This window comes from Bosea sp. NBC_00550 (assembly GCF_026020075.1).
GTDB lineage: Bacteria > Pseudomonadota > Alphaproteobacteria > Rhizobiales > Beijerinckiaceae > Allobosea.
In genome coordinates, this window is record NZ_CP102772.1 from 3319136 (window position 1) to 3342064 (window position 22929).

The 22929-nt window shown below is 63.6% G+C and carries 15 protein-coding genes; 7 read left to right on the top strand and 8 right to left on the bottom strand.

What is annotated here, in order from left to right:
- Nucleotides 1-8: 8 nt before the first annotated feature.
- The 3 genes from NWE53_RS15995 to NWE53_RS16005 form a co-directional block, all read right to left on the bottom strand.
- The gene (locus tag NWE53_RS15995; RefSeq protein ID WP_265050368.1) at nt 9-2420 is read right to left on the bottom strand and encodes a TonB-dependent siderophore receptor; all 2412 of its coding nucleotides are present in this window, start codon (nt 2418-2420) and stop codon (nt 9-11) included.
- Nucleotides 2421-2590: 170 nt separating this feature from the next.
- Complete coding sequence (locus tag NWE53_RS16000; protein ID WP_265050369.1) at nt 2591-3553, bottom strand: FecR family protein; 963 nt, start codon at nt 3551-3553, stop codon at nt 2591-2593.
- 95 nt (nt 3554-3648) lie between these two features.
- Nucleotides 3649-4152 carry an RNA polymerase sigma factor gene (locus NWE53_RS16005; RefSeq protein WP_265050370.1) on the bottom strand — a complete coding sequence of 168 codons (504 nt, stop codon included), beginning with the start codon at nt 4150-4152 and terminating at the stop codon, nt 3649-3651.
- 358 nt (nt 4153-4510) lie between these two features.
- Here NWE53_RS16005 and NWE53_RS16010 point away from each other — a divergent pair, with 358 nt between their 5' ends.
- The 7 genes from NWE53_RS16010 to NWE53_RS16040 all read left to right on the top strand — a co-directional run bounded on the left by NWE53_RS16010 (nt 4511) and on the right by NWE53_RS16040 (nt 12052).
- On the top strand, nt 4511-4768 hold the full coding sequence (locus tag NWE53_RS16010; RefSeq protein WP_265050371.1) for a hypothetical protein: 258 nt from the start codon (nt 4511-4513) through the stop codon (nt 4766-4768).
- Nucleotides 4769-4927: 159 nt separating this feature from the next.
- On the top strand, nt 4928-6139 hold the full coding sequence (locus tag NWE53_RS16015; protein WP_265050372.1) for a tyrosine-type recombinase/integrase: 1212 nt from the start codon (nt 4928-4930) through the stop codon (nt 6137-6139).
- Nucleotides 6136-6888 (top strand): hypothetical protein, encoded by a 753-nt coding sequence (locus NWE53_RS16020; protein ID WP_265050373.1) that lies wholly within the window; start codon nt 6136-6138, stop codon nt 6886-6888. Before NWE53_RS16015 ends, NWE53_RS16020 begins: the two co-directional genes overlap by 4 nt.
- 117 nt (nt 6889-7005) lie before the next feature.
- Entirely contained in the window at nt 7006-7227 is a 222-nt protein-coding gene (locus NWE53_RS16025; RefSeq protein WP_265050374.1) for a helix-turn-helix transcriptional regulator, read from the top strand.
- Nucleotides 7228-7278: 51 nt separating this feature from the next.
- A complete protein-coding gene (locus tag NWE53_RS16030; RefSeq protein ID WP_265050375.1) occupies nt 7279-8772 on the top strand; it encodes a DUF3631 domain-containing protein in 1494 nt (497 codons plus the stop codon).
- 5 nt (nt 8773-8777) lie between these two features.
- Complete coding sequence (locus NWE53_RS16035) at nt 8778-10928, top strand: DNA polymerase (RefSeq protein WP_265050376.1); 2151 nt, start codon at nt 8778-8780, stop codon at nt 10926-10928.
- Between the two features lie 416 nt (nt 10929-11344).
- Nucleotides 11345-12052 (top strand): recombinase family protein, encoded by a 708-nt coding sequence (locus NWE53_RS16040; protein ID WP_265054927.1) that lies wholly within the window; start codon nt 11345-11347, stop codon nt 12050-12052.
- 36 nt (nt 12053-12088) lie between these two features.
- Here the strand turns inward: NWE53_RS16040 and NWE53_RS16045 are convergent, their stop codons facing one another.
- The 5 genes from NWE53_RS16045 to dpdJ form a co-directional block, all read right to left on the bottom strand.
- Entirely contained in the window at nt 12089-14122 is a 2034-nt protein-coding gene (locus NWE53_RS16045; RefSeq protein ID WP_265050377.1) for a hypothetical protein, read from the bottom strand.
- An 880-nt stretch (nt 14123-15002) separates the two neighbouring features.
- Complete coding sequence (locus tag NWE53_RS16050) at nt 15003-15341, bottom strand: DUF5681 domain-containing protein (protein WP_265050378.1); 339 nt, start codon at nt 15339-15341, stop codon at nt 15003-15005.
- Between the two features lie 325 nt (nt 15342-15666).
- A complete protein-coding gene (gene dpdD, locus NWE53_RS16055; RefSeq protein WP_265050379.1) occupies nt 15667-17817 on the bottom strand; it encodes a protein DpdD in 2151 nt (716 codons plus the stop codon).
- Complete coding sequence (dpdK, locus tag NWE53_RS16060) at nt 17814-18341, bottom strand: phospholipase D-like domain-containing protein DpdK (RefSeq protein ID WP_265050380.1); 528 nt, start codon at nt 18339-18341, stop codon at nt 17814-17816. Before dpdK ends, dpdD begins: the two co-directional genes overlap by 4 nt.
- Nucleotides 18341-22921 (bottom strand): protein DpdJ, encoded by a 4581-nt coding sequence (dpdJ, locus tag NWE53_RS16065; protein ID WP_265050381.1) that lies wholly within the window; start codon nt 22919-22921, stop codon nt 18341-18343. Before dpdJ ends, dpdK begins: the two co-directional genes overlap by 1 nt.
- Between the last annotated feature and the right edge of the window lie 8 nt (nt 22922-22929).

Genomic DNA, 22929 nt, shown 5'->3' on the forward strand with positions numbered 1-22929 from the left:
GCGCCGCGTCACCACTGATAGCGCAGGGTCGCCAGCACGGTGCGCCGCTGGCCGATCATGCAGCTATAGGCATTGAAGCAGATGTTCACGACCTCCTTGTCGAAGAGGTTGTTGGCGTTGACCTGGAAGGTGGCGCCCTTGGCCGGCTGCCAGATCTTGCCGAGGTCGAGCGTCAGCGAGGCATCGACGAGAGTGTAACCCGGCACGCGCCAGAGATTGGCGGCGTCGCCGTAGGTCGCGCCGATATAGCGGACGCCGCCGGCGATCGAGAGGCGATTGAAAGGACCCTCCTTGAACGCGTACTGCGCCCAGAGGCTGGCCTGGTCCTTCGGCGTCGAGGGAAGGACGCGCCCGAGCTGCGCGGCGACGTTGCTCTTGGTGATCTCGGTGTCGGTGTAGGAGTAGGAGCCGATGACGCTGAGCGATGAGGTGATGTTCGCCCGCGCCTCGAATTCGAAGCCGCGTGCGCGCACCTCGCCGGTCTGGACGCTGTAGCGCGTATCCAGCGGATCGGTCGTCGAGACGTTGGTCTGGCGCAGATCGAAGACCGCAGCCGTGAAGAGCCCGTCGAACCAGCTCGGCTGATACTTCAACCCGGCCTCGAACTGTTCGCCCTCGGTCGGCCTGAACGCTTCCGAGCCACGCGCCGGCGACGTCGCGCCGCTGACGGGCTCGAACGAGGTCGAGTAGCTGACATAGGGCGCAAGACCGTTGTCGAAGAGATAGCTCAGGCCGACGCGCCCGGTGAAGGCGCGATCATCGGCCTCGGTCTTCGACCGGGTCGGGAAATAGCTGGTCCGGCCCGTCTTGGACCAATCCTGCCGTCCGCTCAGGGTCAGCAGCCACTTGTCGAGGCGGATCTGGTCCTGCGCATAGACGCCGGTCTGCCGAACGAAGTCGCGATAGTTCTGGTTGAAGCTGAATGCGTTGAACGGCCGGCCGTAGACAGGCGCGAACACGTTCAGGTTCGGCGCCGGCAGGACGCCGCCATTCAGGGCGTACTCGCTGGTATTGCGATGGTCCAGCCCGATGAGAATCTCGTGCCGCAGCGGCCCCGTCTCGATCTTCGCCAGCAGCTGATTATCGATCGAGAAATAGCGGAGCGTGCGGTCGATCGTGCTGAAGCGGCGCGTGATCGTACGGTTGTCGGCGAGAATGCCGGTCGTGAAGGTCGAGGCGTTGTAGACTTCGGCGTAGTTGTAGCCGGCATTCTGGCGGAAGCTCAGATTGTCGCTGAAGGCGTGCGAGAATTCGTACCCGATCGTAGTCATCTTGCGATCGAGCTTGTCGAGCCATGGCTCGCCGATATTGGTGCTCGTGCGGATGCGGCCGTTCGGATTGGCGTAGAGCGTGCCGGCAGCTGGGAAATACTGGTCGGCGATGCCCGCCCGATCACGCTGGAAGGATGACAGAACCGTCAGCGAGGTGGCGCCGGATGGTCTCCAGGTGAAGCTCGGCGCGAAATAATAGCGATCATTGTCGGCGAAATCGACTTGCGTGCCGCTGTTCCGGCCGAGACCCACCACCCGATAGAGCAGGCTCTTGTCGGCCGTCACCGGGCCGCTGACGTCGAAGCCCGCCTGCAGGCGGCTGAAATTACCGGCCTGGACGAAGACTTCGCGGCGCGGCTCGTCGAGCGGTCGCTTGCTCACCATGTTGATGATGCCGCCGGGCGGATTCTGTCCGTAGAGCACCGATGAAGGGCCCCGCAGGACCTCGATGCGCTCCAGGCCGAACGGTTCGGTCTGCGTGCCCTGGGATCCGATGCCGTAAGGCAGAACCAATCCGTCCTGATAGAATTTCGGCGAGAAGCCGCGGATGCGGATGAGGTCGCGCGTCGTATTCGTCCCGTAGATGTCGCTATAGGTGCCCGGCGTATAGCGCAGCGCCTCGCCGATCGACTGCGTGCCCTGCTGTGTGACCTGTGCCGCGGTCACGACCGAGACGGATTGCGGCGTTTCCAGCAGCGAGGTGTCGGTCTTCGTCGAGGAGGCGCTGCGATGCGCCACGACGCCGTCGACCGGCCCCCAGGCACTCTCGGTCCGGCCCTGGACCTCGATCGTGTCCAGAAGCAAGGAGCCGTCTCCGGCGGCAGCTGCGCCGGAGCCCGCTCCTTGCGGGGAGATCGCGACGGTGGTGGCGTTGGTGAAGCGGTAGGACAATCCGGTGCCCTGCAGGATGCGGGCGATGGCCTGCTCGCGCGTCGCGGGCCCCGAAAGGCCGGGCGACGTCTTTCCCGCGGCGGCGCTCGCGAGATAGGTGACCTGAAGCCCTGCCTGGCGGCCGAATGCGGTCAATGTACGATTGAGCGGTCCTGCGGGAATGTCGAACGATGACTGCGTCACGCTCTGCGCTCGGGCGCTGCTGTCGAAGCCGACGACGCCGGTGACGATCGCCGTCATCATCAGCGTCGCGATCAACGACCTCCTTCGCCTGACCGCAGCGACGGACACTCCAGCCCCGAACCCCATACCAAGCCACTCCGCAGTTGATCGTCCCGGAGTCTGGCGGCGCCTGATCGCGCGGGTCGTGCCAGCCCCATCACTGTTACAATCGGGGGCGCGGGATTTTCACCGTCGCGGCGAAATTTTCAGATGGGGGAGATGATCGTGACGAAGGAGGACACCTGGCGGATACGCGCTCCCGCCGGATGAACGACCGCTTCGAGGGCGCGAACCGGGTCGTTCAGGTCGAACAGCCCGCTGACGCGCTGCGATCCGATGAACGGGTCGGCCATGACGATCCGTCCCGGAATCCACCGCCCGATCCGGGCGACCAGCGTCGCCACCGTCTCTTGTTCGGCGATGATCAGCTTGTCCCGCCAGGTGGCGATCTGTCCGGCCTCGAGCCTGCCGCGCTCGACCTTGTTCGACGACGGATCGAAGCTCATCCAGTCGCCGGCCCCGAGCCGCAGGGCGGCTGACGACCTCGCGCCCGGAAGCGCCGCCTCCACCACGCCGTGATCGACGGCAACCTGGACGACGCCGGCATCGTTCGACACGTCGTAGGCCGTTCCCAATGCGGTGGCCGCAAGCTCGCCCGCACTCACGACGAAGGGCCGCGCCGGCTCGCGCATCACCTCGAAGAAGGCCATGCCCTGCAGGAGCTCGACCCTGCGGCGGGCCTCGCCGTAATCCAACGAAAGCGCGCTGTCCGGGCCGAGCATCGCCTTGGTTCCGTCGGGGAGGGCGAGCATGCGGGTTTCGCCCTTGCCGGTGGCATGGTCGGCACGGTTGCGGAACATGATCTCGGGCAGGATCGTGTAGCCGGCGCCGAGAGCGCCGAGCCCGATCGCGCCGCCGACGAGCAGAAGCCTCCGGCTTGGCTCGATATCCTCGCCGCGCTCGCTCCTGTGACGCTCGGTGATGACTTTGCCGGCGGCTCCGTGAAGCCTGGCCACGCGCGCCCATATTCTGTCGTGCTCGGGGCTGCGGGCGCGCCACGCGCGGATCATCTCGCTCGAGACTGGATTGCCGGGGTCGTTCTGGAGGCGGATCACGAGGTCGATGGCCTCGTCGGTCAGTCTGTCCTGATCGTGGTCCGTTGCGCTCATCTGTCGTCCTTCGGCGGGCCGCGGCCGAAAGCCGATGACGCGTGCCTACCATCTATAACAAACGAGCGGCGGAAAAATTCGCTTGAGCGAAGGGCTCAAAAATCACCGACTTGCTTGAGCAGGTGCCGGTAGGCCTCATGGATCAGGCCCCAGGTCCGCGCATTCGACAGGCCGAGTTCCCGCGTGACCTCGGCGATCGTGCGATCGCCGATCCGATGCATCTCGAACGCCAGACGCGTCCGCTCAGGCAGCTCCGAGAGCGCCCGCTGGGTCTGCATGAGACACTGGCGCGAATAGACGATCCGCTCGGGTGAAGGCGCGGGATCGGCGACCTTCGCGATCTCGTCCGTCGAGAGATCGGTGAAGGGAACGATGTTCTCGCGACGATGATGATTGATGCTGAGGTTGCGCGAGACTTGGTAGAGATAGGCCCGGGGATTGTGGTTGAGGCCGGTCTCCGACGGCGGCGTCGCCAGCACGCGCACAAACGTATCCTGCGTCAGGTCCTCGGCCGTTTCCAGGCTATGCCCACGCCTGCGCAGGAAGCGGTTGATGTCGCGGGCGTAGCTCGCGAACAGATGCTGCAGATCCCAGCTCATGGCGTCCTCGCCATGCGCGCGAAGCGCATGAGTGGACTGCCAAGCGGCACCGCTCGGCCTTCCTCAATCCGCTTCTGAAAGCCATCTGGGTTGGCGTGGGACATGGTCAGGGCGAATCGGATGGCTCGGAACGCATCGGATTGCCGTCAGCGCCCTCAACTTCAGGATGCCCGTGAATAGCGGCTCAAAGATTTCCCTGCAATGACAATGATTTAGAACGGTTTTAGAGTAAATTCCCCGCCTGATGCCGTCCGAACGCATCTCGTTGATGAAATGATGCGTTCAGGCTCGCACTGCACGGCCTGCGCCATGCGCGCGGCGTCGAACTCGCAAATGGCTGGCGCCAGAGATGCAGAGATTGGCCGAGATCGAGCACGCGACCGACAAGGCCGCCAACATCTATCGCCGGCGGGCGGAACGCCGCGGCCTCCCCGACAACGGACAGGGGAAGATCGACTACGTCATCGACCTCGGCGTAAAGCGGAAATCCGGGAACCAAGCTGAATGCAGGATCGTAAACCGCCCGGCAAGCGGCGCTCCTCAAAAGGAGCTAAGTAATGGCGCGCCCGAAAGGATTCGAACCTCTGACCCTCAGATTCGTAGTCTGCGGCTCTGAATGGACTTAAGATGTCAGGAGACTCCAAAGACCTTGCAAGCTCTTGAAAAGACCGGCATACCCTCTGAGTTAAATGATCAGGAGTAGTCTCTAGCCGCCAAGAAGCCGCTTCCCATGCGCTTCCCAGTTGCTCGATGGCTGGTGATCTAAGGAGGGGTCTTGAAGCTTATCCGGCAGAACGTTGCCCGGCTCACACTGCCAGCCGGCAAATCCGACTATATCGTGTTTGACGACGCCCTTCCTGGCTTCGGCCTCCGCCTTCGCGCGGGGGGGAAGAGGGCCTGGGTGGTTCAGTACCGCGTCGGTTCCAAGCAGCGCCGGGTTACACTAGGAAACCTCGAGGCGCTCGATGCCGATGTGGCCCGGAAGGCCGCCAAGGAGATACTGGCCAAGGCGCAGCTCGGGAGCGACCCCCAAACTGAGAAGGCCGAGTACCGGGCGGGGGCGGCCGTAACACTCGGTGCTGTCACTAGGCAATATCTCGAGCTTCGGGCCAAACCCAATCTGAAAGCCCGCAGCTACGAAGAGGTCTCGCGCCACCTAACTCGTCATTGGGCGCCCTTGAAGGAACTCCCCATCAAACGGGTCCAACGGGCAACTGTCGCCGCCCGACTGGGCGAGATTGCCAAGGAGAACGGCAGGTTCGCCGCGAACCGGGCTCGGGCTTCCCTCTCCACATTGTTCACGTGGGCCATGGGTGAGGGTCTCGTCGATACAAACCCGGTCATCGGAACGAACAGGGCAACGAACGAGATCAAGCGAGACCGCGTCCTCACGGACGCCGAGCTCCGAGCCGTCTGGCAAGCCTGTCGGGACGATGACCACGGCCGCATCGTCCGTCTGCTGATCCTCACCGCTCAGCGGCGTGAGGAGGTCGGCGGTATGGCTTGGACCGAGTTCAATGCCGAGACGGAACTGTGGTCTATTCCGAGGGAGCGCACCAAGAATGGCCGCCCGCACGATGTTCCGTTGAGCGCCGAGGCCCTCGCGCTTTTTCGGGCTGCTCCGGCTCGGGACGGAAGACCTCTTGTGTTCGGCGACGGTGAAGGCGGTTTTCAAGGATGGAGCAATGCAAAGGCCGCGCTCGACCGGCGCATCGCTGAATCCGGCGCAACAGTGAGGCCGTGGCGACTACACGACCTCCGCAGGACGGCAGCGACCCGCATGGGCGATCTCGGCGTCCTGCCGCATGTGATCGAAGCGCTCCTCAACCACATCTCCGGACACAAGGCCGGCGTTGCGGGGATCTACAACCGGGCAACCTACGCGAGAGAGAAGCGGGAAGCCCTAGACTCGTGGGCAAGCTATGTCAGCGCACTGATGTCTTCTGTGGCCCCTCCGAATGCCATTGCGCCGGGAGCGCACCGATGAGCGAGACGGAGGAGGACGCCGCTCCTACAGGGCCGGACCTCGGCGCGACGTTCGACCATCACTTAAACTGCTTCCTGACGAACAGCGATCCGGCGGAAAGGGACAAGGCAGCAGGACAGGTGCGCGCTGTGCTCGACCTGTTCCAAATGCTCGCCGAGCCAGTGCGCGCGCATGAACGTGCTGTGCTCGCCGCCGAGGCCGACAACAGCGGCGCAATGATTGACGCCTGGACGGAGTATGAAATCGAGACGGACCCGGCGAAAGTGGCGGTCGTGCGCCGCGTCGCCGCGCAACTGCTATGCGCCAACCCCGGCCTGCTTGCCGGCCATCAACAGCAGTTACTTGCCCTGCGGCTCCTCGACCTTAACAACGGCAGGGTTGGCCTGCTTCTCGAACCGTCGCCACGTCCATCAGGCGGTGCCGGTATCGGCGCCAGAGACCAGAAGGTCGGCCTCGGTACCCTGTTCTGGATGCGGAAGGGATGGGACGCCACGACGAGGGCGGCCACCTTAAAACTATTCGCCGAACTGATGAGCGATGACGAGCACACCGTCGAGGAGCGCTCAGTACGCCGGGTGGCTTACGCCGTGGCCGAGAGCGAGCGCTCCCTTTGGGAAGCGCTGGGAGCCCATCGAGCGGGGCGATCGATCGAGGCAATTTATTACTCGTTTGTCCGGGCAATGGGGCGGGAGAAGATCCCGGACCCGACCGACGTAGTAATTCGCGCCACCGCAAAGCGCACAGACTGAGAACTCGTCGGCGGCAAGGACCGCGGCGCCCCTCGCCGCGGTCCTTATGCGCTGCAGTGAAAGCGACTTTCATCGGGACCGCCACGCAAGGCGAGGCAAAACCCTTGGAGCCGCGACATGAACGGTCAAGACCTTCCGTCAGACCTCACCCACCATCGCATCCTCGACAGCAAGCAAGCCGCGCTCTTCTGGGGCGTCAGCCTCGATCATTGGCGGCGCCTTTACAGGACGGGAAAGGTGCCCATCCCGATCCGGCTCAGCGAGCGCAAACTTGGGTGGCGCGTGGCCGACTTGATCGATGGCCTTGCTGCACGCGCAACGCGAACTCCTTGCGCTTAGCACCTGGCTGCCGGCCCCGCGGGGCACGTCCTAATCTTCGGAGAGCCGCCCGTGTCGACGAAAAAGCGCAAATCGTCCCCGCCACCTGGCCTCTCCGCGGCCGAAGTCGTCCTACTCGATACGCAGCTTCCGGAGATTGGCGGAGCAGTTCGGGAAAAACCCGTTAAACCCGACGGGAACGGCTGGCGGCTCGCCATACGGAGCCAGGTCAAAGGTTCAGGCAAGTCGACCCTGCTCGAATGCATCGATAACTTGACCCCCAATCCGATCATCGCCGGCTCAATCACCGCTTCGTCACTCTTTCGCGTCATCGACGGGATGCACCCAACCCTCCTCATCGACGAGGCCGACAACGTCGTGAACAAGAACGGCAATCCGGACCTGTTGGCTATCCTGAACAGCGGCCACCGCAGGGCCGGCGCCTATGTCATCCGGTCCGTTCCGACGGACAATGGAGGTTGGGTTGTCCACCAATTCAAAACCTTCGCTGGCATCGCTATGGCGGGGCTCAAAATTCTCCCCGAGACGCTGCAAGACCGCAGCATTGCGATCCCGCTCCACAAGGCGACCCAAGGAGAGAAGCGGGAGCACCTCGTCAACGGACAAAGTCCGACGCTCGTCGATTGCCGCCGCAAGATCGCGCGTTGGGCTGCCGACCTTCCGGAGCTTCCCGCCGTTGCCATGCCGCCAGAACTCTTCAACCGGATCGGCGATAACTGGCGCAACCTGTTCGTCGTTGCGGAGGCAGCCGGTGGCCAGTGGACGGACCTCGTGAGGCAGGCGGCGAGCGAGGCCCTTGGCGAGGAGGACAACGGCCTCGCTCTGCAATTACTCGATGCAATCTGGCAGGTATTTTCCGAGAAGAAGGTAAGGCGCATTCATACGGAGGCCCTCCTCCAGGCGCTGCTGCAGACGGATGAGTCGCCGTGGGAGGAAGCGAACAATGGCCGCGCAATCACCGCCTATTGGCTTCGCGACGAGCTTGCCGGCTTCCTGTTCCGGCCTGACAACCCGGAGGAGGCCGCAGCGCTCCGGCGTGGCCGTCAATGGCGTGAGGGGAACGGAAAGTCCCGCAGAGGCTACACGGAAGAGCATTTGCGCGAAGCCTGGAGGCGGTACCTCGGCCGCGACGCTCCCAGCGCATCTAGTTCACAGCGCGGAGAGGGGTCAGAAAAGCCAGAACCATCCGACGCGTCCGCTGCAAGCGCGGAAAGCGAAGCTGCTTCAGACGCTCACGACGCAGCGGATGGTCAGGCTGCGTCCGCCGCGTCTCCGCCACACGGCGCGGCATCGGCGCAGTGTGGCGCCGCGGAGGTCGCGGATGTGCCTCAACGTAGCGGATACGTAGCGGGTGGTTCGAAAGCATCGAATATAGCACAAGATATTGATAACAATCATGTTTCAGGCGAAGTAGCGGATGTAGCGGGCGAAAACGGGTTCAGGGTGCCCCCTCCTGGCGAAGGATTGGGCTCAGCCGGCATCGGACCCGGTCCGGCGCGGCGGCGGACACGCCCGAACGGGGCGCCTCCCCAGGTCGGGGAGTAACGCGTATGGACAGGCCGTCTTCTGAATGGCCCATCCCTCCGACCGCCGCGGGCGGGCCGGCGCATCCGGAAAGCCCGCGACCGGCCAGTGCGCTGTCTCGTTTCGTGGCCCGGCTGTCCTACGCCACCGACGCGGTTGCGGCTGCGGCCCTCGTCGCCGAGATCACTGCCGATGCGGGCGGGGGTCTCATCGCCGTCGACTTCGAAACCGCCCCCCTTCCAAGCGAGCGGGCGCGCTTCTCAGACCTTCGGCTCCGGGTGGCCGAGGCAGAAGGGAAGGTCCGCGCCCACACAGAGCGCCGCGCTGCAGCGCGACGCGGTGCCGGAGGCGCTAGCGCGGCAAGCGCCTCCGTTGAAGACCCGCAAGGCGCAGCGCAGGCGCTCGCCCTTGCCAAAGCAGGGCTTGCCGCGCTGACGAGTGCCCGAGATCACGCCGAGCGGGCCGGCCTCGATCCGCACCGCTCGACGGTGCGGCTCTGCTCGCTCTACGCCGGCGGCGCCCGCGTCGGAGTCATCGACATGACCTGCGTCAACTGGGCCGTGCTCGCCCCCGTCTGGGAGCACCCGATCGTCATGCACAACGCGACATTCGACCTCGGCTACCTCGCGCAGCGCCAAATCGAGCCCGTAGGCGTCCATTGCACTCTGCAGGCCACGCGGCTCCTCAACGGCCCGGATTCGACGTCCCTGGAGACCGCCGCGGCGACCTACTTCGGCCTCGAAATTTCCAAAGCTCTGCAGACGTCCGACTGGGGAGCGCCGCACCTTACCCTGCCGCAGGTTGAGTACGCGGCGACGGACGCGGTTGTGACGTGGCACCTCGCCCGGGTGGTTCTTCCGCTCCTCGGTGAGCGCCGCGCCGCTTACGATATCCAGGTTGGCGCCATCCCTGCCGTCGTGCGCATGCAGTTGCGCGGGATCCTGCTTGACGTCCCCGCGCACGCGGCTCTCGTGGCCGCCCTCAAGGCCGAGCGCGCGCAGCTCGTCGGAGCCTATGATCGCGAGTGTGTCCAGGCCGGTCGTATGGACCTGCGCCGGGCGGGAGTGCCCGAAAACGCGCCGGAGGTGGAAGCCCTGCTCAACACGCTCCTGCCGGAACAGGAGCGGGAGGCCTGGCCGCGTACGCCAAGCAGTGACAAGCTCAGTGCCCGGCGGGTCGACCTCACAGCCGGCGCCGGCGCGCATCCGCTCCTGCAAATTCTCGTCGCCATCGGGCGGATCGACAAGCAGCTCAGTACTTACGGGGAGAGGCTGGCGGCGCAGGTCTCACCCGTCACCGGCCGCATCCATGCCTCCTACAGGATCGCCGGCGCGATCTCTGGCCGGAGCACCTGCGACAAGCCGAATATGCAGAACGTCCCTGACAAGCAACCCGTCGATGGGTTGCCGAGTTTCCGGACGCTGTTCGTCGCCAAGCCGGGTTATGTCCTCGTCGCGGGCGACTGGTCATCAATGGAAATGCGGGCGGCGGCCTGCATCACCAACGAGGAGAACATGACGGAGGCATTCGCACGCGGCGAGGATCTGCACGTCCTCACCGCCCGGACCATGCTCGGCCTGGGCGAGGACGAGTGGCTGGCGTTGCCCGAGGAGACGCGCGCGCTGCACCGGAAACACGCCAAGCCGGTGAATTTCGGCCGGCTCTATGGGCAAGGCGCCCGGGGCCTCGTCGATTCGGCGCGGGCGCAGTACGGCCTCCTCCTCGACCCCGAGACGGCGCGCGGGTGGATCGATGCCTACGAGGGGACCTACCCCGGCTATCCGCGATGGTGCCGAGACTTCAGCCGGGCATGCGAGCGCAAGGGGGAGATCCCGATCGGGCGCGAGGGTGGGCGGGTGCACGAGATCCACTGGAATCCAGAGGGTTTCCGCTACACGCAGTGCCTGAACCTCCCGATCCAGGGCGCGTGCGCCGATGCCTTCATGCTTGCCCTCGCCGCGATAGATGAGGCGTTGTTCGCTGCGGGTATTGATGGTGGCCCGGTCGCGGCGCCGCACGACGAGTTTGTGCTCGAAGTGGCGAAAGCCGATGCCGCGCGTACCGCTGTTATCCTTAAAGAGGCCATGACCGCCGCTTTCGCGGTGACCTTCCCCGGCGCGCCGTTGCATGACCTCGTCGTGGTGAAGATCGGCCGTTCCTGGGCGGAAACGAAATGAGCGCCTCGAGGGCCTGGCCCCGGGATGGTCCGTAATGCTCAAAACATTCACTACATCCCATACAACGCCAAAAGCGCCTCTGTTTTCAATGGGGTGAACGTAGCGGATGCGTCGACTACCATCCGCTGCCTATCCGCTACGTTGGACCTTTTGCTACGGCAGTCGGCCGTCCTGGGCAGGCATCGTTTTGCGGCGCCTGGTGACGCCGCCGGCCTGACAAACGTCCCACGCAACTCGAGGGCGGGGTCGGAGGTGCACTTGCAAGCGTGGGATCGATACCGCGCACAACTAACGTCGCCGGGTATGTGAATCGCAGCGAGCGTGCGCTTCGGCCGCGCAACATTGGCTTCGATACACCGCCCGGGAGCCAAGCGGCGGCTTTGCATAATATTCTAATGTGCGGTAGAACGTTATGCATGCCCCCGCATCACGGTAAATTCGTTTCATATCTCCGCGTGTCGACGCAGCGTCAGGGACGCTCTGGTCTGGGTCTCGAGGCGCAGCGCAAGGCCGTGACCGATTTCCTTGATGGCGGGCGCTGGCAGCTCAAGCAGGAGCTTGTTGAAGTCGAGAGCGGCAAGCATGCCGATCGACCCCAGCTTCAGGCGGCATTCGAGGCCTGCAAACTCTATGGTGCGACGCTGGTGATAGCGAAACTCGATCGACTGTCACGCGATGCCCATTTCCTGCTCGGCCTGCAGAAGGCCGGCGTCAGGTTCCTCGCTGTTGATATGCCGGAAGCGAACGAACTGGTCGTTGGCATCATGGCGGTGGTGGCACAGGCCGAGCGCATGATGATCTCGACCCGCACGAAGGCAGCGCTCGCCGCCGCCAAGGCGCGCGGGACGAAGCTCGGCAACCCGAATGGCATCAGGGCGATGCTGCCGCATATCGAGGGCGGCAGGCAGCGTTCGCGCCAGGTTATCCAGGCCGGGGCGGACGAGCGGGCTCAGCGCTTGGCGAGCGTTTTCCTCGAGCTTGAGGCGCAGGGCGTCACGAGCGCCAACGCCACCGCCAAGGCGCTCACCGAACGCGGGATCTCGACGGCTCGAGGAGGCCAATGGACGGCGCGCGCAATTATCAACATGCGCAATCGGCTCAATCGCAGAGCAAGCTCGACCTAGAGCGAAGTTGATCGAGCCCGACGGGGACAACGAGGACTAGATGCGCTTTGTGTCGTCTGAACCGCCGAGGAGGCCGAGTGTATCAGAGACCTCGAACCACCACTCGCGCCCCTGTCCCATATAAATTTCGCACCAACGCCCCCGATCATTAGAAGCGATTTGTAGCCGGTCCGGCTCGATGTTCATTTGATCGAGGAAGCGCTTCAGCGCCACGTAATAAAGGAGGTGCTCTCTGAAAACGATCGACGACGCCCGAGTCCCGTCGCCCGTATAGTCCTTTCCGGGCTTGAGGTTTCCTTCGTAGTGGCCCATCGCTTGGCGCGCCTTTTTCAAATCCTGACCGGCGCCGCCCCCAATATGCCGGGCCGCATGTTGGGCGATGAAGACAATTTGCAGCGCAGGGAAGAGGTATTCCTTTCTCTGGCGCTGGTCACAAACCCAATCGAGGATATTTAAGCCTGACAAACGCGACCGTCTTGCAGATTTGCCAGCGCGATCGATGAGAAGCTCCACGCCGCGCGTGGCGCGCGCATGGATTGTTGCTGACGAGAAGGCGTAGGCTTGGGCGTGGAGGGAGCCTTTTTCAAACGCCTCGCCGATTAGGGAGGAAAGGCTGAAGGACGGGGGGATGGGAGTGCCATCCTCCCGGATCGCGAACGGCATCAAAGTTTCGGCGCTGTTGCGTTGTCCTGCCAGGAGCTTTGCGATCGCGTCATCCATTTGCTTGATTGCCGGCGGCAAGCCGGCGCCGGGCTGGAACCGTCTGGCGGCTTCAACCCACTTCCTTGCGAGGCGCCCCGGCAATATCGTCACGGTTGCGCGGTGTTCGATCAGTGAGCGGACACAGATATCAATGGCAAGAGGATTGGCTTGGGCAAGCTGCCTTATAAGCTGGCGTTTGAAAGTTTCCTCCTTGACCGCATTCAGCAAGGTGAGCAGCTCGACTGATCTGGAGAGAAACGACAGCCAGCGATCTATTTCCTTCACGGGGGGCGCCCCATTCGGAAATTCCTCTGTAAACAGGGCTTCGGACCGCCGAGCCGAGGCCAAATACAGCAAAGCGGCCGGCGCTACCGGCTGGCCCTGGGGGCCAGCGGCCACGTCCCAGCTTTTGAGAGCCTCCGGCAGCAAGTCAACAAGGGGGGCTGCCGCCGGCGAGGCAAGAAAATCAATCGCGGGATCGGACGGTTTTGTCAGCCAGTCGAGGACCTGCGGGATGGCCAGCGCGGGCATTATCTCTCTGGCGGCTGGCAAGCTCTGCGACACGACTTCGCGGGCCGCGCGGGACCAACTCAGGTGCTGGACCGGAACCGGCCTGCTCGCTCCACGTAACGGCTCCTCACTCCACGAAAGTTTGAAAAACTCACGGTAGGCGACAACGGCAGCGTTCAGCAATATGCGTCCGGCCGTATCGCGTTCCGGATAGAGGGCGGCCACATGGCTTCCATAGTTGGGATGAATATAGTCGTTGAGAGATGATCGGGCTTTTTCGAGTTCGCCATCCCGGTGAGGCTCGTCTGCCCCGCGCTCGCTTTTCGGGGGATCAAGAAAGTCGATCTCCAGCGGCTTGAGGCAGGCCCGCGCACACGCTAGAACTTCCAGAAAGCTCCGGCGTTCGTCAGGGTTTTCTGAAGTGGCCATCTCCACGAACTGGAATTGATCCAGGTCCAGAAGGCGCAGGCGTTCAAGCTCTTCGCACATGGTGCGCAGGATTAGTGCCGCGAAATGCAGGTCGCCGGTTTCAGACGCGTCTTCGAAGGCATGTTCAAGCAGCAGCCAGCGTGGCCATGCGGCGGGCCGCAGGACCGCCCAGGCTTGATCGTAGAGCGCTTTTGCGACCTCGCCAGCCGGTCTGACACTGGGGGGAGGCGGCTCGCCCTGCAGCCAGCGGCCCATGGCGTCGGCTACAATCGAATTCCGCTCGACGGCCGTGTCAGGCACGATAGGAAAGCGCTGATTTCCCTTGCTGCGCCGCGCAAGCAGTTCTTCTGCCCCCTGCAACAGCCGGGGAATGTCAGCGGCGCTACACCATGCCTCGCGCCAGACGGGGAAAAGTTTGAGTGGCCGCATTGAAGTAACCTTGATGGCGAGCCGGCTTCTCGCTCCGGCAAAGCTCTTCTCTCATAGCGGCCAAGCCCGCCGCAGCGCAAAAAGCCTGCTGAAACAATAGTGCTCACTCGCGCGGACCTCACATGCCACGACACGGCGATAAGCTATCTCACCGGTCTGGAGTGCGCGCTGCAACAAAAACATATCGGAGCGGGGATCGTGTGTCAGGCGGCCGTATCGTCGACATAGAGCCTGACAGCGCCGATGCACATGCCAAGAGGATCGCTGGCTCAGTTGGAACAACGGCAGCGCCGCGACGTGTCTTTCCCACTCTTCGAATGGGCGCGAGCGAGGACCAAATAGGGGGATGCTGCCCGAATGATGCTGCCGCACCCTGCAGTAGCCGAGCAGTTCGCGCAATTCCCGCAGAGCGATACGCCGCCGCTTCAGGATGTCAGGACGACCCTGCTCCGCCGCGTGCACGGTCTTTTTACAGGTTAGCCCATGACGGGCGAAGAAGCGCAACAGCGAACCGATACCAACGCGTTGTCACTGCTCGGCAAGTGTGATGTCGTCAAGATCATCGGCAAGCACGAGAATCTGCTCCCTCTGCGCTGCGATCCGCGCCGAGAGTTGGTCCCCACCGCGTGGCTTCGCAGCCGGACTGCCCGCCTATCGGTCGCGAACGCACCAGCGGAGCGCGCTCGCCACACTTACCCCGAAACGCTCCTTCGCCTGGCGCCGCGACATCCTGCCTGAAACCACCGCAACGACGCGTTCGCCAACATCGAGAGACAAACTGCGAGCAATGCCTGCCGGCCTCCCATCCGGCAGAAAGCTTGAATTGGAAACGGAAAACGCTATAGCGCCGAATAGTGGAAGGGATCGCACGCTGACGCGCTTACCCGCAATCCTCGTCTTTCTGGTCTTCGAGCGCCCCAGTAAGCCTGAGCTTCGCAAGTTCGGCTTCGACTTGCTCAAGTGTCATGCGCTCGAGGGGCGGAAGCACGGTGTCGGCCTCGATCGACTGCCGCGGTAAGCCCCAGCCGCGGTTCAGCAAGGCGTTGGCCGCCGCGCCCTTCACGGTATCCGGAAAGCCGTTGCGCATCAGTTCGACCAGTGTCCGAACCGCCTCCTCGGTGTGCTCCCGTGCCAGCGCCTCCACCGGCGCCTTGATCGAGGGCCGGCCTTTGGGATTTCCGCTCTGGCCCGGTTGCCAGACACCCTTCCGATTCAGCATCTGATAGGCTCGTGCTAGCAGGCGACTGTGCGAACAAGGTAAGGCAGCAATGCGGCTGCTTTGGGCCTCATTCGCACGAAGGTCCGTTCCGGGTGCAATGCGATCGCGGCAGGATGGAGTGCGGACAAGGAGTGTCCGACTTCGACCCGTTAGCAAGCCATTCCCCCTCAGGCCAAACTCAGAATAGACATTCGTCTCGGCCGCTCACTCTTGGCTTAGCCTCGCAAACAACCGCAAAAAAGCGCTCAAAACTGAGGGCCCCGAGGCCGATCATGGGAGGAAAGGTGCCGCGTTGTTCGACGCCGGTTTAATCTAGGACATAACCTCATGCCGTCGTTTTTCCTCGCGACATCAAAAACTCTTCAATTGCACGAAGCGTGCTCGAGAACCCCCTACCGCGAGAATAGATTAGCGGCTTGTCGCCGCGATGAGACCGGATGAAATCGGTGGCTGCATGTTTTGCTGACAGCCAAGTCATTACGAAGAGATCGGAGTTCTCCGCAAGCGCGCGCAACCGAGCGCTACCGCCGTGATCGGCATTTGTATCGACCAGGACGGCCTTCGTTATCTCCTCCAGCGCACCTTTTGCTTGCCGGCTCGATGATTCCGTCAGCGAATAGATAGCGATGCGCAAGCCAGCCAATCGGCCTGCCAGGCCGTCGTTCGTCGATACAGCATCGGTTGCCATTGTTATCGGCAGCGACCAACCGAGTTCGCTCGACAATAAGTTGACTGTGACCCGCTGAAGGCCGGTTAACCGCGCATAGATTGGAACGATGCGGGCGAGGATCCGATGGAGAAATGTCTCGCGGGCACTCGCATCGGGCGCGGCGGCGTTCATGAAACTCTCGACGAGTTCGAGAACCCAATAGATCATGTCGACTCCAAAGCCGTCGCCAGAGATTTCGTCGATATCGGCGATCAGGTCGCGATAGGACTTTTGGTCGACACCCGAGGCTAGGAGTGCTTCCACCAGCACTTGGCTCGACTCGTAAATTGTCGCTCCGCGCGCGGTCCCCAGCGCGAACAGGGTGAGCAACCTTCCATAGACCGGGGACAGCGCTGCTCTTGGGAATTCCGCGTCCCGCTGCAGCCAGGCAACCAGATAGGGCAGGGCCTGAGTGGTGCGATCGGCGGCGAGATCATCGCCCTGCGCCTTTTCGAGCGCCGCGACGAGTGCTCGAACCGCGGCCGGGTCACCGGTTGATGCCCCGATTTCCCATTCATCCTTACCGCGGCGTGCGATATCAAGCGCGTCCGCAAAAGTCGGATCCGCGGCACGATCCAGCCAGGCGATCCAGGATGTTGGCGGCGCGATATTCGCGAACTCGTCGGTGACATGCACGATCGGGCGGAACGGCATGGTCTCGCGAAGTAATGCCAGTTCGTCCGGACTGAGCCGTGCCATCGCGGCCATTGCGTCGGCAAGCAGGTCAATACTGTCGACAGCCTCGGCCTGTATAAGCGCGTCCCGCGCCGTATCTATTGGCGCTGCAACATCAACAGCCCGCGGTCCGGATGGCGCCGGCGCGGGCAAGAGGTCCGCGATCCACCCCAGTTCTTCCCCACGGTCGACAAGCATCGCCAGAAGGTCTTGGCGACCAGGGTCTGAAAGTGCCTCGAGACCTAGGAGACGCCATCCCCCCGCCCCCAATCCTAGCGGCGCACCGTTGATAAGCATCGACTGGACGAGAGATTGAACTGAAGCCTCGAACGCAGTGCGCGTATCGGCAATATTGCCGGCATCGAACGACCCCGCAATGTGGGTTTGATAGAGCGCCTCAAGGAGAATGGCTGTAATCGCAGGTGTCCTGCGCGCAACGCTAAGGCTTGGAAACTCTGGTAGCGCGACAATTCCCGTCCAGTCCTCGAAGACAGCGAGCAATTGGACCTTAAGAAACTTAAGGTTGAGCGCGTCGAGACGGAGTTCGCTGCGGAGGCGCTCGAGCACACCCGTGGCTGCGTCTCGACGCCCGACATTCAGATAGTCCTGAAAGCGGCCGAGCAACCAACTGGTCGAAACCGGCGCCGAGCGCTGCAATTCGGGTGCGCGGGCTAAGGTATCACGCGCGCGAAGCACCGCGCGTAACGCCCCGATGCGTGACCGCTCATCCATCGGCAAGGGCATGATAGCCGTTACCCCTGGCGCGACAAGCATCAGGCGGGCGCCGACCGGATCAGCGGCGTCGAAGGGCACCGGCACACCATCGAAGCCGGTGACTGTCGGCCCGGCAAAGGCCAGCAGGACGGGTTTGAGGCGCCGCCAGTTCGACATGGTCGGCGCCGCCACATCGATCTGCATGGATCCGTCGCTATTGACGACGGGAACGAGCGCACCGGGAAAGGCCTCATCAACTACAGACTGGGTCACATCCGCGCAGAGCGCTGCAAAGTCGGGGCTAGCGCCAACCCATGGCTGGAGCGCGATAAGATCCGCAAGCACTTCCCGGGCCGCATCGGGGCTTGTGCCGATCATGTCATCTGGCCTTCCCACCGCGATTCAAGCTCGATCGACTGTTCGGCGACCGCCGCTGGGTCGGTGCGTAGGACAAGATGTTCGCCGTTGGTAGAAATACCGTTGAGCGTAAGGTTCATCGAGCCGCTGAGGAAATAATCTGCGCCCAACAGACCCTTAGCATGGAAGCTCTTCTGCACAGTCCATTTGATCTGATCGTCGTAACGCGCCTTTAGGGTCTGCAATCGTGCGATGAAATAGTCATTGTGGCCATCTTCGCGGATCACCAGCCTGATCTGAACGCCGCGTGCGAGGAGTGCGCGCAGCAATTGCGACAACCGGATCGGGGCAGCCGGCCAGTCCGGCTCCAGTGCTGCAAATTCGCGTGCTGAATTGTCGATGATCTCGACATCGCTGATCCAGGCAAAGAACAGCCACAATTTCGGGCTGGGTTGTATGAGTTCGGCGACGAAGAGTGTCTGGAACAGATCGCGCACCGCGCGCGACTGCGCTGGGCCATGTAAATCGCGGGAGGGATGCGTCATCAGATCTGCTCCCTCAGTGTGAGCGTTACCAGGATCCTGCAGTCCGCGCGTTCGACCCGTTCGATCGCGGGGAAGAACTGGAGAGCGCCCACACTGACTGGCGTCACCGAAAGTCGGACGAGGGCAGCGCGAAATTGCCTGGCCTCGCCGGCGTCGGCGACAAGACGGCCCGTTCCCTGAGCTTCAAAGGCAGCGGCGAGTTGCGTTTCCCAATCGGGATCGCTGAACGCGATCGTCGCGATCGCCCGGCTGAGCAGCAGATGGCGAACAACCGCCGGATCGGTCGACCGCGTCTGCCGGAACGGATTGTAGGATTGCAGGACTCGCTGACGCACTTCGTTGGCGCGCGGCCACAACAGGCTCGCAATCGCCGACAGAACCGTGACGTGCGCAATCGCGGCGGCTGGGAGCGTTGCTGCCAAGAACGCGCGAACGGCGGTCGACAATGTCGCATCGCGGCTCGCGATATAGGCAAATTCGCGCAAGCCTATGGCAATGCCGAACCGGTCTTGTGTTGCGTCCCAGTGGGCCTGCAAATCGAGCAGCAGTTGGTCGAGTTGTGGTCCTGAGCCTGCGCGCAGCAAGCGGTTGTTGAGAGAGACCGACAGCGCATGGCTGAGGTCAATCCCGCCGCGCTGCGCGAGGTGATGCGACAAAGTGCGCCAGAGAATCGCGCGCTCACTGTGCGAATTGGTGGCACGCAGCCGCGCGACCTGTTCGCCTATCTCGCTATCGTTGATGCTGAGGGTAAGGATCTGACGCAAGCCGCCATCGACCAGTTCAAGGTCGCTGGGGGCCAGCGCCGCATCGAGCGCCGAGAAGAACAGGCGTGGTTCGGACGCAAACCGGTCGGCAAAGGCTTCGAGGACACCCGCGCCGCCAAGTGTCGTCTCGCTGATCCACACGCTCGCGATATCGGATGCTGCATCGTCGCGGATATCGACGAGCAAGGTGTCCACGGTCGCCTGTCGGGGTGCTGCCGCGATGCACGCCTGAAGCATTGCCTCACCGAGCGTTTCCAGGATCAGGCGGCGAAGCCAGGCGCTGAACGCCGCAGGATCGACCGAGAGGAGTTGCGCGGCGAGTGCGCGCAACCGCTCACGGACGATCGGCCGACCCAGTTGCTGGAGCAGCGCCTGCTGCAAGCGCCCTCTCCCGGCCGCAGCGCCGGCGCCATCCGGCCCACCTGCGGAATGGCCACCACTGCCATCAGCGTCATCGTCCGCATCGCTGTCTTGCGTGTCGTCGGTATCGGGTGGCGTGGGCGGCATAGCGCCGAACACATCGTCCATGACAGCGCGAAACACACCTTCGATCCGGTCGTCGTCGAGGAGGTCAGAGATCGTTTCAGCAAGCGGCCGGTCATTGCTCGAGGCATCGGCGAGTACCGCCGACAGCAGGAACTGGATCAACCACTCGCGCTGGAACCGGTTAAGGTCATCGGGCAGTTCCGGGTCGAGCCGGATCAGGTCGCGAATATAGGCAAGCTTGCTGGCAGCGAGAACGTCGGGCGGCAGGCTGTTGCCCGCGAGCGTCTCGGCGTCGGGCAACGCAACGTCGAGACGGAACCCATCAACCTCCAGTTCGAAACCGACGGCGGCCGGGCGGTAATCGTCGCTGGTGAAGGTGAGCGTGACAGGAAGATCATCCTGGAGTGTCCGAATATTGGCCTGAGCCGTCCCAGCAAAGCGGCGGACGCTGACGCTTGAGCGAAACCGGTGCAAGTGAAAGTCGATCGCGCGGACATGGTCGCGCCATTCCGAACGCGTCGGGACCGGCACGCCAAGGGCATCGCCATTGGCGACGATGTCGGATTGCCAGACGAGACGGGCATTGCTGCTCGGCAGCGCCTCGGTACGAGCGGCACGCTCGAGGCGCACGGTCCAGGGTCGGAAGACGAGGAGCGGCGGTCCGCCGAACTGATCGTTGAGGCTCCCGCTAAAGCTGCCGACGAACTCATGCTCCACCGCATAGTCGCTGATCCGGCGATCCTGTTCGGGAAACGCCGGATCTACCGGGATCCAGTGCGACAGCGCGCCGCGCTCATGCGCGAAGCGGCGGGTCACGCGCCCGGGCACGAGTTGATTGAGCGCCTGGAGGATCGGCATCTGCTCGACACGCTCCTCATGATTGACCGTCGCGGGCGGAACAATCACCCGCACTTCGGGCAGGCTGAGGTCGCTAAACAGGTTGCGCGGCACAAAGTCGGGCAGCGGATGATGGTCGACTTGCAGGTCGAGCGTTGCGCCGGCATTCGGGATCGCGAGTTGCCAGCCCCGGAACAGCCGCCGGACCAAGGTCGGTACCGCCTCGAGCAGCAGCGAGCGCGGTGCTTCCCATAACAGTGTTTCAGCCGCCGTACGGTCGATCCCGAGCGCGCCCATGAGGTAGCTGCGGAGATCGTCGATGGTGGCGGCGTCGCCCTGCACCAATTGGGTGAGCTTGGCGCGGGTCCGATCAAGCACGGCGCGCTCGGCGGGGGTTGCCCGCGGCAGCGGGCGGCTGAGCAGGTTCCACTGCCAGGCCTTTTCATAGCCCGCGGTAGTCGCTGCCAGCCAGTCGAACAGCGCGAACACCGCCTGGATTTTCATCACATAGGGATTGCGGATCGGGAGATATTGAGGGTCGAGCGAGGGATCGAAGAGATGCTCGAACGCCTGGTAGAAAGCGCGGTCGCGGCCATAGTCCGACAGGACCGTTAAGGTGATCGGGCGCATCGCGCGATCACGACCGGCGCGCCCCTTGCGCTGCAGGAACGACGCCATGCCGCGCGGCGCTTTGTGCTGGATGACGGCGCCGACGAGAGGGTCGTTGAACCCGACTTCGAGCGCCGCGGTCGCAACCACGATATTGGCCGATTGATTGACCCCTGCGTCCTGCGATGTAGTGCGGCCGACGACCAGCCGGCGATCGAGCGGATGGCCGATATCCTCGCAGATCCGCCACCGCTGGCCCTGGACGTCGCGAACCGCGGCATCGGGCCCGGCCCGGCGAATATTCGCCAAGGGCATCCGCGCCGCATCGGGTCGACCGAAAATCGTGAAGGCCTCGGCATCACGCAGATCGTCGTAGAGGCGGTTGGTGACATCGAGGTCGTCGGTGAACAGGAAAGCGCGCCGGCCAAAGGCACCGGACGCGTTAGTTGCGCCGGGCGGATCGAGCAGCCGGGGCAGCAGCATCGAGGTTTGGATCGTCGTCGAGAGCAAAGACGCTCGCGACGCCGGGTCGCCGCGCAGCAGGATTTGATATTCGGCGCCCCGCTCCTCAAACTCTTCGAGCGTCGGTGTGATCTCGACCACGTCATCGAGATCCGCACCGGTCAGATCGGAGAAAAAGCGCGCGGCATCGCCGAGTGTGGCGGAGAGACCGACCCACGAGATCGGCGCCGCCAGCAAATGCCGCCATCGGCGCAGCGTCAGCGCGGCTTGCGCGCCGGTGCCGCCTTCATAGGTGTGGACCTCGTCAAGCAGGGCGAGCAGTGGCTTGCGCGCCGACGAGAGCCCAATGCCGAACAGACTGCGGATCCAATGATCGGACAGGCGCTGGTTCAAGATTTCGGTCGTAGTGAACAAGATGTCGGGCGGATTGCGCTGCAGCCGGGTCCGGGTCAGCACGATCTGGTCGTCGCCAATCGCCTGGCCGCAGCCCGGTTGGACACAGGTCAGCCGTTCGGTGCCCGCTGCGATATCGACGGCGCGCCAGACGAGTTCGCTGTCGCAGCGTGGACAGCGCATCCAGGGGCAGACAAAGTCTTCGCCACGCCGGACCCAACTCTTGTCGGTCAGTTCCTGGCGGGTCGCGCGAGTCGGGGTCTTCCCGAACAAGGCGCCGATGATCAGCGGCCGGCGCCCATGCACGGCGAGCGTCTGATCGATCGTTCGCGCCATGCGAAACGCCTCGGCGAACTGGTCCTTGAGCAGTTCGATCCGCGGGTAAATCGCGATCGCCTTGACCCAGTGATCGGCACCGATCGCTTCGCCGATACGGATCATGCCAGGAAGATAGAAGGCGATGGTCTTGCCGCTGCCGGTGCCCGCAGTGACGATCGTGCCGCCGTCGTCGGTCGCCGCCGAAAGACGCAACGCCGCGCGTTCCTGAAAACCCGCCAGCTTCATGCCAACGCGCGCGGTCAGCGCCTGCCACAAATCCTGACGCAGTTGTGACCCGCCCAGCACCGATACGTGCTCGGCAAGGATATCGGCGGGCAAACGCAGGCGCTGTGGAAAGCGCCGCGGCCGGCAGTCGACGCGGAAGTCGGCGACGAGCGACGGCGCACCCTGCCAGGGCTTGTTGGGAAATAGCTGTCGGTTTGCGGCCAGCAGCCGCATCATTTCGGCGAAGCGCGACCGGATCCGCACGTCGCCGCCGACGCTCGCCATCTCGAAGATCAGCTTGGCGTCGATCAATTCCTCGACGAGGTCCTGCCCGTCGGTGCCGCTGACCCCAGCGACTTCGCAGACCTTATCGCCCAGATCGAAGGCTTCATCCTCGGTCAACGAGCCATCGGTGAACCCCCATTCGAGCGAGCGCATCTCAATGGCTTCGATGCGGTCGAGTACCGCGAGGGCGTGGTTAGACACGGGCATGG